This window comes from Agrobacterium sp. rho-13.3 (assembly GCF_033957765.2).
Taxonomy (GTDB): Bacteria; Pseudomonadota; Alphaproteobacteria; order Rhizobiales; family Rhizobiaceae; genus Agrobacterium.
Genome location: NZ_CP192774.1, coordinates 1,785,716 through 1,803,732, shown reverse-complemented (window position 1 = coordinate 1,803,732; position 18,017 = coordinate 1,785,716). Strand labels below are relative to the sequence as shown.

At 56.1% G+C, this 18,017-nt stretch carries 14 protein-coding genes; 7 read left to right on the top strand and 7 right to left on the bottom strand.

Annotation, left to right across the window (positions count from 1 at the left end; genetic code table 11):
- Nucleotides 1-19: 19 nt before the first annotated feature.
- The 4 genes from nrdE to RMR16_RS09005 all read left to right on the top strand — a co-directional run bounded on the left by nrdE (nucleotide 20) and on the right by RMR16_RS09005 (nucleotide 4,564).
- Nucleotides 20-2,101, top strand: a complete 2,082-nt coding sequence (nrdE, locus tag RMR16_RS09020) for a class 1b ribonucleoside-diphosphate reductase subunit alpha (protein WP_432354633.1) — start codon at nucleotides 20-22, stop codon at nucleotides 2,099-2,101.
- A 16-nt stretch (nucleotides 2,102-2,117) separates the two neighbouring features.
- The gene (nrdF, locus tag RMR16_RS09015; protein WP_320200565.1) at nucleotides 2,118-3,092 is read left to right on the top strand and encodes a class 1b ribonucleoside-diphosphate reductase subunit beta; all 975 of its coding nucleotides are present in this window, start codon (nucleotides 2,118-2,120) and stop codon (nucleotides 3,090-3,092) included.
- Between the two features lie 297 nt (nucleotides 3,093-3,389).
- The gene (locus RMR16_RS09010; protein WP_432353441.1) at nucleotides 3,390-3,797 is read left to right on the top strand and encodes a hypothetical protein; all 408 of its coding nucleotides are present in this window, start codon (nucleotides 3,390-3,392) and stop codon (nucleotides 3,795-3,797) included.
- Between the two features lie 206 nt (nucleotides 3,798-4,003).
- Nucleotides 4,004-4,564, top strand: a complete 561-nt coding sequence (locus tag RMR16_RS09005; RefSeq protein WP_320200563.1) for a dual specificity protein phosphatase family protein — start codon at nucleotides 4,004-4,006, stop codon at nucleotides 4,562-4,564.
- A gap of 169 nt (nucleotides 4,565-4,733) precedes the next feature.
- Here RMR16_RS09005 and RMR16_RS09000 read toward each other — a convergent pair whose 3' ends face one another.
- Nucleotides 4,734-5,981: an AGE family epimerase/isomerase gene (locus tag RMR16_RS09000; protein ID WP_320200562.1), complete on the bottom strand. Its 1,248-nt coding sequence runs from the start codon at nucleotides 5,979-5,981 to the stop codon at nucleotides 4,734-4,736.
- A 192-nt stretch (nucleotides 5,982-6,173) separates the two neighbouring features.
- Between RMR16_RS09000 and metH the strand changes: the two genes are divergently transcribed.
- The gene (gene metH, locus RMR16_RS08995) at nucleotides 6,174-9,947 is read left to right on the top strand and encodes a methionine synthase (protein ID WP_320200561.1); all 3,774 of its coding nucleotides are present in this window, start codon (nucleotides 6,174-6,176) and stop codon (nucleotides 9,945-9,947) included.
- Nucleotides 9,948-10,403: 456 nt separating this feature from the next.
- A complete protein-coding gene (locus tag RMR16_RS08990) occupies nucleotides 10,404-10,676 on the top strand; it encodes a hypothetical protein (RefSeq protein WP_320200560.1) in 273 nt (90 codons plus the stop codon).
- 4 nt (nucleotides 10,677-10,680) lie between these two features.
- Here the strand turns inward: RMR16_RS08990 and RMR16_RS08985 are convergent, their stop codons facing one another.
- From RMR16_RS08985 to RMR16_RS08960, 6 genes are all read right to left on the bottom strand, one after another.
- Nucleotides 10,681-11,724, bottom strand: a complete 1,044-nt coding sequence (locus RMR16_RS08985) for a zinc-dependent alcohol dehydrogenase family protein (protein WP_320200559.1) — start codon at nucleotides 11,722-11,724, stop codon at nucleotides 10,681-10,683.
- A 57-nt stretch (nucleotides 11,725-11,781) separates the two neighbouring features.
- Nucleotides 11,782-12,840, bottom strand: coding sequence for an ABC transporter ATP-binding protein (locus RMR16_RS08980; protein ID WP_320200558.1), 1,059 nt, complete (start codon nucleotides 12,838-12,840; stop codon nucleotides 11,782-11,784).
- Between the two features lie 9 nt (nucleotides 12,841-12,849).
- A complete protein-coding gene (locus RMR16_RS08975; RefSeq protein WP_320200557.1) occupies nucleotides 12,850-13,632 on the bottom strand; it encodes an ABC transporter permease in 783 nt (260 codons plus the stop codon).
- Nucleotides 13,629-14,507: an ABC transporter permease gene (locus RMR16_RS08970; protein ID WP_320200598.1), complete on the bottom strand. Its 879-nt coding sequence runs from the start codon at nucleotides 14,505-14,507 to the stop codon at nucleotides 13,629-13,631. Before RMR16_RS08970 ends, RMR16_RS08975 begins: the two co-directional genes overlap by 4 nt.
- 147 nt (nucleotides 14,508-14,654) lie before the next feature.
- Nucleotides 14,655-15,761 carry an ABC transporter substrate-binding protein gene (locus RMR16_RS08965; protein ID WP_320200556.1) on the bottom strand — a complete coding sequence of 369 codons (1,107 nt, stop codon included), beginning with the start codon at nucleotides 15,759-15,761 and terminating at the stop codon, nucleotides 14,655-14,657.
- Between the two features lie 217 nt (nucleotides 15,762-15,978).
- Nucleotides 15,979-16,863, bottom strand: a complete 885-nt coding sequence (locus RMR16_RS08960) for a MurR/RpiR family transcriptional regulator (protein WP_320200555.1) — start codon at nucleotides 16,861-16,863, stop codon at nucleotides 15,979-15,981.
- A 180-nt stretch (nucleotides 16,864-17,043) separates the two neighbouring features.
- Between RMR16_RS08960 and RMR16_RS08955 the strand changes: the two genes are divergently transcribed.
- On the top strand, nucleotides 17,044-17,817 hold the full coding sequence (locus RMR16_RS08955; RefSeq protein WP_320200554.1) for an N-formylglutamate amidohydrolase: 774 nt from the start codon (nucleotides 17,044-17,046) through the stop codon (nucleotides 17,815-17,817).
- Nucleotides 17,818-18,017 lie beyond the last annotated feature (200 nt).

Here is an 18,017-nt window from a genome sequence, read left to right as displayed (position 1 = left end):
TTACCACGCGCTGAACGCCATGCTGAACCTCTATGACGAGCAGGGACATATCCAGTTCGAAAAGGACCGCATGGCGGCGCGGCAATACTTCTTGCAGCATGTGAACCAGAACACGGTGTTCTTTCACAACCTGCGGGAAAAGCTCGATTATCTGGTCAGCGAAGGATATTACGAACAGCAGGTGCTGGATCAATATTCCTTCAACTTCGTGCGCGATCTGTTCGATTACGCCTATGCGAAGAAGTTTCGCTTCCCGACCTTCCTCGGTGCCTTCAAATATTACACCAGCTACACGCTGAAGACCTTTGATGGAAAACGCTATCTGGAGCGGTATGAAGACCGCATCTGCATGGTGGCGTTCGCGCTGGCGCAGGGCAATGAGCAACTGGCGCGGGATCTGGTGGATGAGATCATCGCAGGCCGTTTCCAGCCCGCGACGCCGACCTTCCTCAATGCCGGAAAAAAGCAGCGCGGCGAACTCGTGTCGTGCTTCCTGCTGCGCGTTGAAGACAACATGGAATCCATCTCGCGTGGCATCAATTCTGCCTTGCAGCTTTCCAAGCGCGGCGGCGGTGTGGCGCTGTCTCTCACCAATATTCGTGAGGCCGGTGCGCCGATCAAGCAGATCGAAAACCAGTCTTCGGGCATTATTCCGGTCATGAAGCTGCTGGAAGATTCGTTTTCCTACGCCAACCAGCTGGGTGCGCGACAGGGGGCAGGGGCTGTTTATCTTAACGCTCATCATCCCGATATCATGCGTTTTCTGGATACCAAGCGCGAAAATGCGGATGAAAAAATCCGTATCAAGACGCTGTCTTTAGGCGTCGTCATTCCCGACATTACGTTCGAGCTAGCGAAGAACAATGAGGATATGTACCTCTTTTCGCCTTACGATATCGAGCGTGTTTACGGCGTGCCCTTCACGGAAATTTCGGTGACGGAAAAGTACCGCGAAATGGTGGCGGACAGCCGCATTCACAAGAAGAAGATCAAGGCGCGTGACTTCTTCCAGGTGATTGCCGAAATCCAGTTCGAAAGCGGTTATCCCTACATCATGTTCGAAGATACGGTAAACCGGGCCAACCCGATTGCCGGACGTATTTCCATGAGCAACCTTTGCTCGGAAATCTTGCAGGTCAGCGAAGCCAGCACCTACAATGAAGACCTGTCCTATGACCAGATGGGCAAGGATATTTCCTGCAATCTGGGTTCGCTGAACATCGCCTCCACCATGGATTCGCAGGATTTCGGCAAGACCATCGAAACCTCCATCCGCGCGCTGACCGCCGTGTCCGACATGAGCCACATTTCCTCCGTTCCATCGGTGGAAAAGGGCAATGACGACAGCCACGCCATTGGGCTTGGCCAGATGAACCTGCACGGCTATCTGGCCCGCGAGCGGATTTATTACGGCTCGGAAGAAGGCATCGATTTCACCAACATCTACTTCTACACGGTTGCCTATCACGCCATTCGTGCGTCGAACCGGCTGGCTGTGGAGCGTGGGCAGAGCTTCAAGGGCTTTGAGAACTCCAAATATGCGTCCGGCGAATATTTCGAAAAATATGTGACGCAGGAGTGGAAGCCGGCGACAGCGCGTGTGGCGGAATTGTTCGAAAAGGCTGGCATCTCCATTCCGACGCAGGAAGACTGGAGCGCGTTGAAACAGGCGGTGATGGAAGGGGGTCTATATAACCAGAACCTTCAGGCCGTGCCGCCAACGGGTTCGATTTCCTATATCAATCACTCGACTTCTTCGATCCATCCCATTGTTTCGAAAATCGAAATCCGTAAAGAGGGCAAGATCGGCCGCGTCTATTATCCCGCCGCCTATCTCAGCAATGATAATCTCGAATATTATCAGGATGCCTATGAAATCGGGCCGGAAAAGATCATCGATACCTATGCGGCGGCCACGCAGCATGTGGATCAGGGTCTGTCGCTGACACTGTTCTTCCGCGATACCGCCACGACCCGCGATATCAACCGCGCCCAGATCTATGCGTGGAAAAAGGGCATCAAGACGATTTATTACATTCGTCTTCGCCAGATGGCTTTGTCCGGCACGGAAGTGCAGGGCTGCGTTTCCTGCACACTGTGATGATGAGAACAAAAAAATGAATATGCAAATCAAGCCGGTCAACAGTGTTCGCGCCATCAACTGGAACCGCATGGAAGACGACAAGGACCTGGAGGTCTGGAACCGTCTGACCTCCAATTTCTGGCTGCCGGAAAAGGTGCCTCTGTCCAACGATATCCAGTCATGGGCCACGTTGAAGCCGGAAGAGCAGCAGCTGACCATCCGCGTTTTCACCGGTCTGACCTTGCTTGACACCATTCAGAACGGTGTCGGCGCGATCAGGTTGATGGCGGATGCGGCAACCCAGCATGAGGAGGCGGTGCTGTCCAACATCTCCTTCATGGAGGCTGTTCACGCCCGCTCTTATTCCTCGATTTTCTCCACCCTGTGCTCGACGCCAGATGTGGACGACGCCTATCGCTGGTCTGAGGAAAACGAGTTCCTGCAACGCAAATCCGCGCTCATCATGCGCGAATATGACAGTGGCGATCCGCTGAAAATGAAAGTCGCCAGCGTCTTTCTGGAAAGCTTCCTGTTCTATTCCGGCTTCTATTTGCCAATGTTCTGGTCCAGCCGCGCCCGGCTGACCAACACCGCAGACCTCATCCGCCTCATCATTCGCGATGAAGCGGTGCACGGATATTACATCGGCTACAAGTTCCAGCGCGCGCTGGAGCATGTGAGCGATGCCCGAAAGCAGGAAATCAAGGACTTCGCCTTCGATCTGTTGCTGGAACTTTACGACAACGAAGCCAAGTACACCGAAGCGCTGTATGACGGCGTCGGCCTGACCGAAGACGTCAAGAAATTCCTGCACTATAATGCCAACAAGGCGCTGATGAACCTCGGTTACGAAGCCCTTTTCCCGGCAGACGCCTGCAAGGTCAACCCGGCCATCCTCTCGGCGCTGTCTCCCAACGCCGACGAAAACCACGACTTCTTCTCCGGCTCCGGCTCGTCCTATGTCATCGGCAAGGCTGTTGCGACCGAGGATGACGATTGGGATTTCTAATGCATGTCGCGCAAACGTGTTTTGCGGTTTGGCGGTAACGACCTGCACACAAATTCGTTAAGCGCCGTGCGCGCTTAACGGGTAAGTGATGGTGCGCCTGCCTTGACTTGGTGGTGTGCGGACCTACAGTCTGCGTATGATAGAGCGGTAGATTAAGACACGCTGACGTCCATTTGTGACTTTGGTTCGACGCTCTGCTGGGAGGCACTGATTGACGCATAATACGGGTATCTGCACGACCGAGGCGACGGCATGATTGTTGGCGTCGTACTGACAGCAATTTTGCTGGTTTTTCTCATGACATATCCAAAACACTTGAAGCTGATTGTCATCGGCCTTGCCTTGGTCTGGTCCTCCATGGCGGCTTGGGTCGTGTTTGACTGGCTGCGCTCTGGAGAGCGGCTGGAAGCCATCATCGCCACAGCGTCCTTTGATCCGTCCTGCACCGAAGCCAATGCTCCCATTCGCGTCACGTTTCAAAACACCAACAACGTCGCCGTCAACCGGCTGACCTACACGCTGGAAGGGTTCGAAGCCGCGTTCCGGGCTTCCGTCTCGTTCGATCCCTATCAGGTCAGCGAACGACGGCTGGAGCCGCACGAGAGTTACGCCGCCTGCCGTCCGTTCCGGCTGCGCAACAATGAAAATGTCGATCCCGCCAATCTGGAATGGCGCGTCACCGTCAACTCGGCAGAGTTCGAATAGGGTCCAAAAGCTGGACCTCACAGTTTTTTGAAGAGAAATTTCTACACCGAAAAATCTGCTAATATGGGCTGGAACACAGCGCTTTTCTCCCGACCTCGCATCAGACAAATCCACCCATTGAGACAGGGATGCAACCTTGCAGATGTTGTATGTGATGGTATGCGATGCCATTTGAGCGATGTTGAACTGCTCAAAAGGTCTGCGTTTTGGTTTCTGTATCGCGTGTGTTGAAAATCGGCATTCTTTGCCTCATCGCTTTGCCCGCATCGGTCGGCGCCCACATGGGCATCAACCAGTTGACCGGAAATTTCCACGAGGTTTTGCCCGGCGAACTTTATCGTTCCGCGCAGCCCAGCGGCAAAGACGTGAAGAAATACGCGGAGCAATTCGGCATCAAGACCATCCTCAATCTTCGTGATGAAGATCAGGGCGGTTGGTATCACGATGAGAAAAATGCCACGGACGAGAGCAATATAAAGCTCATCGACTTTCCGCTCAGTTCCAGCAAGGTTCTTTCCCAGGAGCGCGCCGAGCAACTGGCGCAGATCATGAGGGACGCACCAAAGCCGCTCCTCATCCATTGCGAACACGGCGCCAACCGCACAGGGCTCGCGTCTGCGATCTATGTCGGTGCTGTTGCGAAAAAGACTGAGCAGGCCGCCGAGTTCCAGCTTTCACCCTATTACGGCCACGTGCCGATCCGCGGTGTCGGACGCTATGAAATGTACCAGTCCTGGGATGATTTCGAAGAGACGTTGGGTTTTTAAGAAGGGCTGACTTTTTACGCCGTCATCCCGGACTTGATCCGGGATCCAGCCTGCGCCGCGTCTGCGGCGCAAGACGACTCTTTTCCCGCCGCGCAGACGCACGGCTGCTGGATGCCGGGTCAAGCCCGGCATAACGGAAAGAACTGAAAGCGTTCCATCCGTGTCAGCCTCAAAACCGGCCACCCTTTTCCGCAATCACCTTCGTCAAGCTGCCATCCGCCGGAAACAGCGGAATGAGGCAAGCTTGTAGCGCGTGGTAGATATCGCCCTTGCCGGGAAACAGCGTGTTGGCCGGAGAGAGCGTTTCCGTCAGTTCCTCATGCCAGCCACCATGCTGGTGGTCGAGGAAGCTGTTGGCAATCGTGCTCCAGATGCGGCGATAGCTGTCTTCGTAGAATTCGTCGGCAGGCAGGTGTTCGTTCAGGAAATGCGCTGCACCGGCAGCTTCGCACATAGGCCACCAGAGCTTTTCCGTCTTGGTCGGCACATTGTCCCAATCCAGCGTGTAGAAAAAGCCGCCCTTTTCGCGGTCCCAGCCCAGCGACATGGATTGTACGAACAGTGCTTTCGCCGCCAGCGGCATCCAGTCGTGTTTGCGCTCGCCCAGCAACCAAAGCTGAAGGACAAGGCGTGACCATTCCAGCCAGTGGCCGGGGGTGGAGCCGGACGGGCGGAACATTTCGTTGCCGCGATACTCCTTGTCCAGCACCCAGTTCTCATCGAAATGTTCCGGGACGCGGAAGTCCAAAGCCCCGGCAGAGCGGCGGATGACGAGGTCGGCGATGCGTTCGGCCTTGGTCAGATAGGTCTTGTCGCCGGTCACTTCAAACGCAGCCATCAGGGCTTCGGTCAGATGCATGTTGGAATTCTGGCCGCGGTAATTTTCAATCGGCGACCAATCGCGGTAAAATTCCTCGTTGATGGCGCCGTGCTGGTCTTCCCAGAATTTCGTTTCGAGAATTTCGGTAATGTCGGCCAGCATTTTATCAGCCAGCGGATGACCAACCGCCTTGGCGGAAGACGCGGCCAGCAGCACGAAGGCGTGGCCGTAACCCTGCTTGGTGGCATCCACCGGGCCGTTTTCATCCACCTGCCAGAAATAACCGCCATGCTCGCCATCGCGGTGGTTGTTCCACAGATAAGTCATGCCGTGGTCAATGATATCACCGCAGCCGGGGCGACCCAGCAAATGGCCGATGGAGAAGCAATGCACCATGCGCGCGGATGCGTGAATGCCACGCACCGGATTGTCCGGGACAAGTGGTTCGCCCTGACGGTTCAGATCAAAAAAGCCACCCTTGGGATTGATGGCGCGGTATTGGAAGAAATCGAAAAGGCCTTCGGCCTGTTTTGCCAGCCATTGCCGATGCCAGGGCAGGGTGCTCCAGTTCGCTTTTGTGTGTTCCGCCTCAGTCATCGATTCCTCCTCGTAAAACGTTTGCGCGATTCTCTATATCTTTGGGACGTAAAGGTGTCATCCATAACGGAAATTTCGTACCCTTGGGGTAGAACGCAATACCATCGCTGGAAATCGACGATATATTGACATAAAGATATCTTTATGTGACTGAGAACGCACAAATCAATAAAGAGAATAAGGAGTGTGCCGATGTTGGATAATCTGTTTGGCCCTGTTGGTGCCCAGCGTGACGGCGCGGAAATCCTGAAAGCACTGCGTCAGGCGGCGCAGGAACGCATTCTTATTCTCGATGGTGCCATGGGCACGCAAATTCAGGGGCTTGGCTTTGATGAAGATCACTTCCGTGGTGATCGTTTCATTGGCTGCGCCTGTCATCAGCAGGGCAATAACGACCTGCTGATTCTGACCCAACCGGATGCGATTGAAGAGATTCATTATCGCTACGCCATGGCGGGTGCCGATATTCTCGAAACCAATACGTTTTCCTCCACCCGCATCGCGCAGGCGGATTACGAGATGGAAGGTGCGGTTTACGATCTGAACCGCGAAGGTGCCTTCATCGTGCGCCGTGCTGCCCAGCGCGCCGAGCGTGAAGATGGCCGCCGCCGTTTTGTGGCCGGTGCCATTGGCCCGACCAACCGCACGGCCTCCATTTCGCCGGATGTCAACAATCCCGGTTACCGCGCCGTCAGCTTTGACGATCTGCGCATCGCCTATGGCGAACAGATCGACGGCCTCATCGATGGCGGTGCCGATCTCATCCTCATCGAAACCATTTTCGATACGCTGAACGCCAAAGCGGCGATTTTTGCCTGTGAAGAACGGTTCGAGGCCAAGGGCATTCATCTGCCGGTGATGATCTCAGGCACGATTACCGACCTGTCTGGCCGCACGCTCTCCGGCCAGACGCCGTCTGCCTTCTGGAATTCCGTGCGCCACGCCAATCCCTACACGATTGGCCTCAACTGCGCTTTGGGTGCCAATGCCATGCTTCCGCATTTGCAGGAACTGTCCGGCGTTGCCGATACCTTTATCTGCGCTTACCCCAATGCCGGTCTGCCGAACGAGTTTGGTCAGTATGACGAAACGCCGGACATGATGGCGGCGCAGGTCGAGGAATTCGCCCGTCAGGGTCTCATCAACGTGGTGGGCGGCTGCTGTGGCTCCACGCCGGAGCATATTCGCGCCATCGCGGATGTCGTTGCGAAATACGAGCCGCGCAAGGTGCCGGAACACCGCTCCTTCATGTCGCTGTCCGGCCTTGAACCTTTCGTGCTGACCAAGGACATTCCCTTCGTCAACGTGGGTGAGCGCACCAACGTCACCGGCTCTGCCAAATTCCGCAAGCTGATCACCGCTGGCGATTATACGGCGGCACTGGCCGTTGCCCGCGATCAGGTCGAAAGCGGCGCGCAGATCATCGACATCAACATGGATGAAGGCCTGATCGACAGCCAGAAGGCCATGGTCGAGTTCCTGAACCTCATCGCTGCCGAGCCGGATATCGCTCGCGTGCCTATCATGATCGACAGCTCCAAGTGGGAGATCATCGAGGCTGGCCTGAAGTGTGTGCAGGGCAAATCCATCGTCAATTCCATTTCGCTGAAAGAGGGCGAAGAGAAGTTTCTGGCGCAGGCCAAGCTGGTGCGCAATTACGGTGCCGCCGTGGTTGTGATGGCGTTCGATGAGGTGGGGCAGGCCGATACCTATGAGCGCAAGGTCGAGATTTGCACACGCGCTTACAAGCTGCTGACGGAAAAGGCCGGTCTTCTGCCAGAAGACATCATCTTCGACCCGAACGTGTTTGCGGTCGCAACCGGCATCGAAGAGCATAATAATTACGGCGTGGATTTCATCAACGCCACCAGAACCATCCGCGAAACCATGCCGCTGACGCATATTTCCGGCGGCGTTTCCAACCTGTCCTTCTCCTTCCGCGGCAATGAAACGGTGCGTGAAGCCATGCACGCCGTGTTCCTGTACCATGCCATTCAGGTTGGCATGGACATGGGCATCGTCAATGCCGGTCAGCTGGCGGTCTATGACAATATCGATGCGGAATTGCGCGATGCCTGCGAGGACGTGGTCCTCAACCGCCGCGAGGATTCCACCGAGCGCCTGCTTGAAATCGCCGAGCGTTTTCGCGGTTCCGGTGCCAAGGAGGCCAAGGTTCAGGATCTGTCATGGCGCGAGCGTTCGGTCGAAAAGCGCATCGAACATGCGCTGGTCAACGGCATCACCGAATATATCGAGGCTGATACGGAAGAGGCGCGGCTTGCATCCGCCCGTCCGCTCCATGTCATCGAAGGCCCGTTGATGGCGGGTATGAATGTGGTGGGCGATCTGTTCGGCTCGGGCAAGATGTTCCTGCCGCAAGTGGTCAAATCCGCCCGCGTCATGAAGCAGGCCGTGGCCATTCTTCTGCCCTACATGGAAGAGGAAAAGCGCCTGAGCGGTGGCGAACAGCGCAGTTCTGCCGGCAAGATTTTGATGGCGACCGTAAAGGGCGATGTGCACGATATCGGCAAGAACATCGTCGGCGTCGTGCTGGCCTGCAACAATTACGAAATCATCGATCTTGGTGTCATGGTGCCCGCCACAAAAATTCTCGAAACGGCGATTGCCGAAAAGGTCGATATCATCGGTCTTTCCGGCCTCATCACGCCATCGCTGGATGAAATGGTGCATGTGGCCGCAGAGATGGAACGGCAGGGCTTCGACATTCCGCTGCTGATCGGCGGCGCAACGACCAGCCGTGTGCACACCGCCGTCAAGATTCACCCGCGTTATGAAAAGGGCCAGGCGATCTATGTGACAGACGCCTCGCGTGCCGTGGGTGTCGTGTCGGCTCTGCTGTCCGAAGATCAGAAGCCAGCATACATTGAAGGCATCCGCGCTGAATATGCCAAGGTGGCCGAAGCGCACGCTCGCAACGAGCGCGAAAAGCTGCGACTGCCGCTGGCTCGTGCCCGCGCAAATGCCCATAAGGTGGATTGGTCCGCTTATAAGCCGGTCAAGCCATCCTTCTTCGGCACCAAGGTATTCGAGGATTATCCACTGGAAGAGCTGGCGCGATATATCGACTGGACGCCGTTCTTCCAGACATGGGAATTGAAGGGCCGTTACCCCGCCATTCTCGAAGACGAAAAGCAGGGCGAAGCGGCGCGTCAACTCTTTGCCGATGCGCAGGCGATGCTCAAGAAGATCATCGACGAAAAGTGGTTCCGCCCCCGCGCCGTCATCGGCTTCTGGCCTGCCAATGCGGTGGGGGATGATATCCGCTTGTTTACGGATGAAAGCCGCACCGAAGAGCTGGCGACATTCTTTACGCTGCGCCAGCAGCTTTCCAAGCGCGATGGCCGCCCCAATGTCGCGCTGTCGGATTTCGTCGCACCCAAAGACACCGGCCTTGCCGATTATGTCGGCGGCTTCGTGGTCACGGCGGGTATTGAAGAAGTGGCGATTGCGGAGCGCTTTGAGCGCGCCAATGACGACTACTCCTCCATCCTCGTCAAAGCGCTGGCCGACCGTTTTGCCGAAGCCTTTGCCGAGCGGATGCACGAAGAGGTGCGCAAGGATTATTGGGGTTACGCAACCGACGAACAGCTCAGCAACGAGCAGCTTGTTGGCGAAGCCTATGCCGGCATTCGCCCAGCCCCCGGTTATCCTGCCCAGCCGGACCACACGGAAAAGGAAACGCTTTTCCGCCTGCTGGACGCCACCAATGCCGCAGGCGTGGAACTCACCGAAAGCTACGCCATGTGGCCCGGCTCGTCCGTGTCAGGCATCTACATCGGCCACCCGGACAGCTATTATTTTGGCGTCGCTAAGGTCGAGCGCGATCAGGTCCACGATTATGCCAGCCGCAAGGGCATGGCGGTGGAAGAAATCGAACGCTGGCTCGGCCCGGTGCTGAACTATGTGCCGACGGATGTGGAGAAAGAAGTCGAAACGGCAGCCTGATAATACGATTCAGGTCGTTGCGGGCTTGATTCCGGTTGGTGGCTTTAAGTGTTGAAAAGATAAAAGAAAGCGTGGTTTATGCCGCGCTTTTTTGTTTGCGTCGGTAGTCTGCTTTATGCGTTTGCGTGTGTGGCACACCCCCCTCTGTCCTGCCGGACATGTCCCCCACAGGTGGGGAGATCGATATGTGGTGATGTTTCGCCCATCTCAAACGCTGCGGGAAGAGTGAAGAGCCTGCGTCTTGCCAAATCTCCCCCCTTGAGGGGGAGATGCCCGGCAGGGCAGAGGGGGGTAAGCCACACCCATTAACCTTTACGACGGGCCACCATTCCACCCCCCAAAACGATCAACATCAACACCCTGCTTTTACAGAATATTAGGTTTTATAAATGTATCTTTAGGTTGTTAATTTACCGCACCGCTAACCATGCACAGGGGCGTCAGAAGGATATTAACGTGCAGCAGCTCTCTTCTCTCATCACGGTTTTTATGATTCTCGCCATTGTCAGCGCGCGTTTTGCAACCGCAGCGACGAATAACGAACATTGGGGTGGCACCATTGGAGCTTTGTTCATCGGGCCGATTATTGTCTTCTTCGTGGTCCACACCATCCTGTATTTCGCCCTGCGTCTTCTGCGCGGAAAAGATGGAGTCGCGTCTTACACCGGAAGCAAGATCAACTGTCTTTCCGCGCTGATGACCATCCTTACAGCGGTCGCGGTGGCGTAACGCGTCACTCGAACCTGTCGATGATGCTGATGCCGCTGTCTTTGAAGCTGTCCATGGCGGGCAGGGCGGTGACGGCTTCTGACAGCGAGATGTGGCGGCCGATCAGTTTTTCCGGGAAAAGCTTGCCGGTTTTGATCATTGCCAGCATGTCGTCATAACGCCACGCCTGCATACCGTGGCTGCCATAGATTTCCAGCTCATGCGCAATGACACGCGCCATCGGGATTTGAGGCATGGCATGGTCGGCCAGCATCAAACCCACCTGAACATGGCGTCCGCGCCGCCGCAGATTGCTGATGGAATTGCAGCAGGTTTGCGGATGGCCCAGCGCATCGACGGACACATGCGCGCCGCCGCCGGTCACGTCCCGCACGGCCTCGGCCACGTCCGCAACCTCACGGCTGTTGATGGTGGCTGTTGCGCCCAGCTGCCTTGCCAGTTCCAATTTGTCCTCGGCAATATCGATGGCCACCACCTGCGCACCAAGCCCGGCACCAATCATGATGGCGGACAGGCCCACTCCGCCGCAACCATGCACCGCCAGCCACTCGCCGCCTTTCAGGCGACCCTGATCGACAACGGCGCGGAAGGAGGTGGCGAAACGGCAACCGAGGCTGGCTGCGGTGTCGAAGCCCATGTCTTCCGGCATCAGCACGAGGTTCTGGTCGGCATAGTCGATCGCCACATATTCGGCGTAGGAACCCCAATGGGTGAAACCGGGCTGGAACTGTGTTTCGCAAACCTGCTGGTTGCCGGAGCGGCATTCCTGACAATGTCCGCAACCGGACACGAAAGGAACGGTGACGCGATCACCGACTTTGAACCGGCGCACATTTTTGCCGAGGCCGGAAATAACGCCGGCAAATTCATGGCCCGGCACATGCGGCAGGCGAATGTCGCTGTCATGGCCCATCCAGCCGTGCCAGTCGCTGCGGCAAAGACCGGTTGCCTTCACCGTAATCACCACGCCATCCGGTGTTGGTTCCGGGTCGGGCAAGTTCGCGATTTTTGGTGCTTCACCAAACAGTTCGTAAAACAAAGCGCGCATGAATTTTCTCCTGAGATCAGCTTTGACTAGCGTGTTCGCTCAGGAGGAAAAAGCCCGTTACTCTGCTACAATCATCAAATCTTCTGATGCAAACTTGAGTGTTACCCGTTCGCCGATGGCCGGTGGTGCCGTGCCGGGGTCGTTGAACATATCAAACGACAGGGTCGCGCCGCCAACATCCAGACGGGTGCGGATGACCGAGCCCAAGAAGTGGCTGGCGGTGACGGTGCCGGAGATGGCGACGTCACCAATGACCGCTTCACCAAGCGAACCTGCTTCCGGGCGAAGGGCAACGGTGACTTTTTCACCATTGCCTTTGCCGATTGGCTGTTTCAGCGATGCCTGTTGATTTCCGATTTGAATTGTGTTGGTGGACGCATCCAACACCGTCGCGTCGATCAGGTTCAGCGTTCCAACGAAGGACGCCACGAAACGGGTGGCGGGCTTGTTATAGATTTCGAACGGCGAGCCGATCTGGTCGGCATGGCCGGAGTTCATCACCACGATGCGGTCGGAAATGGAGAGCGCTTCTTCCTGATCATGCGTCACGAAAATGGTGGTGATGCCGAGCTTGCGCTGTATGTGGCGGATTTCTTCGCGCAGCGACACGCGGATTTTGGCGTCCAGCGCAGACAGAGGCTCGTCCAGCAACAGAACCTGCGGCTTGGGTGCCAGTGCGCGCGCCAGCGCAACGCGCTGCTGCTGGCCACCCGACATCTGGTAGGGGTAGCGATCTGCCAGATGTTCCAGATGGATCAGCGCCAGCATTTCCTTCACGCGGGCATCGATTTCCGCCTTCGGTTTGCCAGCCACTTTCAGTCCGAATGCGACGTTTTCATACACATTCATGTTGGGAAACAGCGCATAGGCCTGAAACACCATGCCGATATTACGCTGGTTGGGTTTCAGCGTGGTCTGGTCCTTGCCATTAATGACGATGGAGCCGTCGCTTGGCGTTTCAAAGCCCGCAATCATGCGCAGAATGGTGGTCTTGCCGCAGCCCGATGGCCCGAGAAAAGAAACGAATTCTCCCTGTTCAATCGCCATGTTGAAATCATGAACGACCTGAACCTGACCGAAGGATTTTTTGATGTTGTGGAGTGTCAAAAAGCTCATAAATAATCCTCAGGCCTTGGGAGGCGCGCCTTTTTGGTAACGCGAGACGAGTTGAATGAGACCCAAGCAGCCCCAGGTGATGCCGAAGGAAATCACGGCGAGTGCTGCCGGTTCATAGGCGCGGTTGGCACCCAGCAACTGCATGTAAGGGCCAAAGGCCGGGCGGTTGAGAAGCGCGGCCATGGTGAATTCACCGATGACGATGGCAAATGTCAGGAATGCACCGGACAGAACCGCCACCAGCACGTTCGGCAGAATGATGCGGGCAAGGATGGTCGTCCAGCCTGCGCCCAGGCTGTGCGCTGCCTCTGTCAGCGTGGTGATATCGATGGTGCGAAGCCCGGTATCGACGGCACGGTACATATAGGGCAGGGCAAGTGTGGTGTAGCCGAATATCAAAAGCAGGTTGGTGCCCCAGGTCGTGCCGGTCAGCGGCAGCCAGCTCGACGTGTTGTAAAGCCTGATGTAACCGAACACGATGACGATGGCCGGAATGACCAGCGGCAGCAGCGTGATGAACTCGATGACCGGTCGCAGCGCCGGCAGTTTCAGCCGCACCCAATAGGCCGTCGGCACCACCAGCAATACACCGAAAACGATGGTGCACAGCGCCATCATGATAGAGAAGCTGAAGGTTTCCTGAAAGCGCGGATCGCTCAGAACCTTGCCATAGGCATCGAAGGAATATTCACCGCGCCGCATTTTCAGCGAGAAATTCGTCATGCCGATCAGTGGCAGGGCGAAATACATCACGCCGAACAGGAGTGCGCCCCAAGCGAAAATACGCTTCATTTCAGCCACCTTTCGCTGCGCGTGCGCATCCAGATATAGAGCGTGTTGGCAATACAGGTGACGAAGATCATGCCGAAGGCCAGTGCGTAACCCAGATTAGGATTGCCCAACACGTCGCCACGAATTTGCGCAAACAGCAGAATAGGCACGATGTTGAGCGATGAGCCGGTCAGCGCAATGGCCGTAGCAACAGCGCCGAAGGCATTGGCAAACAGCAGCGAAAAAGTGCCGAGAATGGACGGCAGCAGAATGGGGAAGGCCACCATGCGCCAATATTGCCCGCCGGTTGCACCGAGAATTTCGGCAGCTTCGCGCCATTCGCGTTTCAGGCCGTCCAGTGCAGGGGTGATGATGAGGATCATCAGCGGGATCTGGAAAAACAGATAGGTAACGGTCAGTCCCCAGAAGGACAGGATGTTGAAGCCCAGCAGGCGTAGATCAAGGCCAAGCTGGGTTTTCAGAAACACCGTGACAAGGCCGACCGGACCAAGCGTTGCGATGAAGGCAAAGGCCAGTGGCACGCCCGCGAACTGCGATGCAACGCCGGAAAATGTCAGCAGAGGACCGCGAATTTTCTGCGGCAGACCACCCAGCACCACCGCTGTCGCCACGCCAAAGCCGATCAGACAGCCGAGCAATGCCGAGGCAACGCTGATCTTGATGGAAATCCAGTAGGCAGCAAGAATCGATGGCGTGAACAGACCGCCAATGTTTTCAAGGGTAAAACTGCCGTCAGCCGTCTGAAAAGCGCCAATGACGATTTTCATCGTCGGCATGATCAGGAAAAGAAGAATAAAAATTGTGAACGGCAGAATGCCCAGCCACTCCAGCTTCAGACGACGGCCTGCTGCTGGCCGCCCCGCTGCTGGTCGCATTGGCGCGCCATTGGTGTTTGATGACATATGATGTTCCCAAACGCCGCGATGATCGCGGTCTTCTCATTTTTATAAAATCAGCCGCCCCGGCTTTTGGAAAGCCTCAGCCTTCGAAAAGAGTGGGGGCGGCTGTTTCCAGCTTTTACTTTACTTCACGTTTGCGCCAACGACGCTGTCCCAGCCAGCGGTTACGGCTGCCTTGTTGGCATCCAGCTCTTCAAGCGTCGGGAAGATTGCCTTTTCATAGGCTGCTGCTGGTGGCAGGGCGTCCAGAAGATCCTTTGGAATCTTGTTCGCCTTGGCCAAAGCGTTGAAGCGGATTGGGTGGCAGAAGCCCTTCAACCAGCCAATTTGGCCTTCGTCGGAATAAAGGTGCTCCATCCAGAGCTTCGCAGCATTAGGATGCGGGGCGTAAGCGGAGATGCCCTGAACATAAACACCTGCCAGAGCGCCCTTTGTCGGCACGACAACTTCTGTCGGCGGGTTGCCGTTCAGCGTCTTTGCCCAAGACAGAGCGTTGTAGTCCCAGGTAACGACGATCGGTGTCGCGCCCTGAGCCACGGTGCCAGCCTTGCCGATAACAGGCAGGAAGTTACCAGCCTTGTTCAGTTCTGCGAAGTATTTCAGACCCGCTTCGCCAGCCTCCTTGCCGGACTTGGCGCCCGTGGAAAGACCAGAGGCGAGAACGCTGAGAATAGCCTGGCTGGATGCACGCGGGTCGCCCGCGAGTGCAACTTGACCGGAATATTCCGGCTTCAGCAAGTCAGCCCATTCTTTCGGCGGGTTGGATACAAGATCCTTGTTCACCAGAATGGACATGACCCCGTAATAATCGCCGTACCAGTAACCTTCAGCGTCCTTCACATTGTCAGGAATTTCGTCCCATGTGGAGACCTTGTAAGGCTGGAGAAGGCCTTCTTTTTTCGCCTGTGGGCCGAATGCCAAACCAACGTCGATCACGTCAGGAGCCTGTGGGCCCTTGTTGTCCTTGTTGGCCTTGATGGCTTCGACTTCGTCGGCAGAACCGGCGTCCGGGTTCAGCTCATTGATCTGAATTTCCGGATACTTGGCTTTGAAAGAGGCGATAACGTCGCCATAACCGCACCAGTCGTGTGGCAGGGCGATGGTTGTCAGCGAGCCTTCTTTCTTGGCGGCTGCGATCAGTTCGGCGCTTGGCGCGGCAGAGGCAATCGCGGTGGACGCGATGACCATTGCAGTGGTGAGCGATAGAAGTCGGCGGCTGTGCGAGATCACGTTTAGTTCTCCTCTTGTGTCTCATGCGTCGAAAGACGCTGATACGTGGGTTGCATGAATGTTATGTGACGATTTTTCGGACGAATATTCGCCCTCATCATGGTCCCTGCCGTTTTCTTGCCATCATTGCGCCCTGTCGTCGCCATGATATTTGAGAAACGACATAAAAAATTCGTGTTGCGTCCTTCTCCTGATTATTCGCAACATTGCCGGTGATTTATGTCTCCCCTTTTCCCGGTTTTCTGAAAAGGCGGGTCTGTTCGAACAGACCTTCCAGCGAGTTCATGCGCTGGCGGGTCTCGTCCCAACTGTTGTTTTGCACCGCTTCGATCAGCGCCTCGACGACGAAAAGCGTCACCACCGAGCTATCCCAGGCCGATGGTGCCTCGATCCTGACGCGAAACGTGTGTTCGGCAAAGCGCGAAACCGGCGAGGTCCACTGGTCGGTGAACAGCAGGATGCGGACATTGTTGTCATGCGCCACCTGCGCCAGCGTCACCATGTCCTGCTCGTAACGCCTGATATCGAAGATCACCAGAATGTCGCCAGCGTTCATGTTCAGCATATATTGCGGCCATGAACTGGAATTGGAGGACATCAGTGCCGTTTTGGGCCGGATGACCTGCATATGCGTGAAGAAATATTCGGCAATGGCTCCGGTGATGCGCCCTCCAACGAAGTAGATGCTGCGTTTTCTGTCCGCCAGCAGGATTGCCGCATTGTCGAATGACGCCGTATCCAGATCGCTCAGCGTATCGCGAAGATTGCCGGTAATCGCGTCGGCAAAGCGGTTGAGAATATGCAGGCCGGGTGCATTGCTGGCCCACCGGTCATGCTTGGCAATCGGGTTGGAAATGGTGGCTTCCAGTTCCTGATGCAGCCGTGCCTGAAACTCCGCATAACCTTTGAAACCAAGCTTTTGCACCATGCGGGCAACGGTTGGCGTCGAAACACCCGCGTTTTCCGCAACGATAGTGATGCTGCCGAGGCCCGAGACCGGATAATTGCCGAGAAGACTTTCCGCCAGCTTCTTTTCCGCACGCGTCAGGCTCTCGTAATGAGCCTGGATAACGTCCGAAACGGTCGCTGCCGAACTGTGCAAACTTTTCCCCTTTCCGGTCTTTTCGCCGGTCTGTTGGTTTTGATTAAGATACGGGGCGCAAACGGAGTCAATGGAAAAAATGAAGAGATAATTTCAAAATACCGTTTGACACTTCCGCTTATGTGAAGAATTCTTTTCTTAACCGTTGGGGAACGGAAAAATTAAAAACGGGGTTCAGCCATGATGGTGCGTTCGCAGTTTTTCACGTCTGACGAGGCAGAGCCCGTCATGGTGGAAAACGCCGATGGAAAGGGTGAGGTGCTGCTGGTCTGCGAACATGCATCCCGCACGCTGCCCGCCCGTTTCGGCACGCTGGGCCTCGGCGATGACGTGCGGACAAGCCACATCGCGTGGGATCCCGGTGCGCTTGACGTCACTCGCCTGTTGTCGAAAAGTCTTGATGCAACAATCATTTACCAGAACTATTCTCGCCTGATTTATGATTGCAACAGACCGCCCGAATCAACATCCGCGATGCCGGTGACGAGCGAGATTTTCGACATTCCCGGCAATCGTGATCTCAGCGATGCGGAGCGTTTTGCCCGCACGTCCGCGCTCTACGTTCCGTTTCATGACCGCATCAGCGACCTCATTTCCGAGCGGAAAGCCGCAGGCCGCAACACGGTTCTGGTGACGATGCACAGCTTCACGCCCATCTATCATGGCGCACACAGAGAGGTCGAAATCGGTATTTTGCATGATGCGGATTCACGACTTGCCGATGCGATGCTGGATAATGCTGGCGATACAGCCTTCAATGTTCAGCGCAACGAGCCTTACGGACCGCAGGATGGCGTGACCCACACGCTGCGCCTGCACGCCCTGCCAAATGGGTTGTTGAACGTGATGATCGAGGTTCGAAACGACCTTATTCGAGATGAGGAGGGGCAGAGAGCCGCTGCCGATGTTCTGGACGGGCTTTTGAGGAGAGCAATCGCCGTCCACGGCTTATAGAGTCTTTGTTTTAACGCATTATCCGGACGCAAAACCGCTTCGCACTTTTGCTGGAAATGCTCCGAAATTCGTTCCGTGGGCGGGTTGCCCGTGGAACACGCATGCCGCCGCACCGTCAAGAATGCCGAAAACAGGCACAGGTGCAGCGTGGGAACAGCAGATGCGCATGGCGTGACCGGCACCGCCGCTCATGCCGAGAC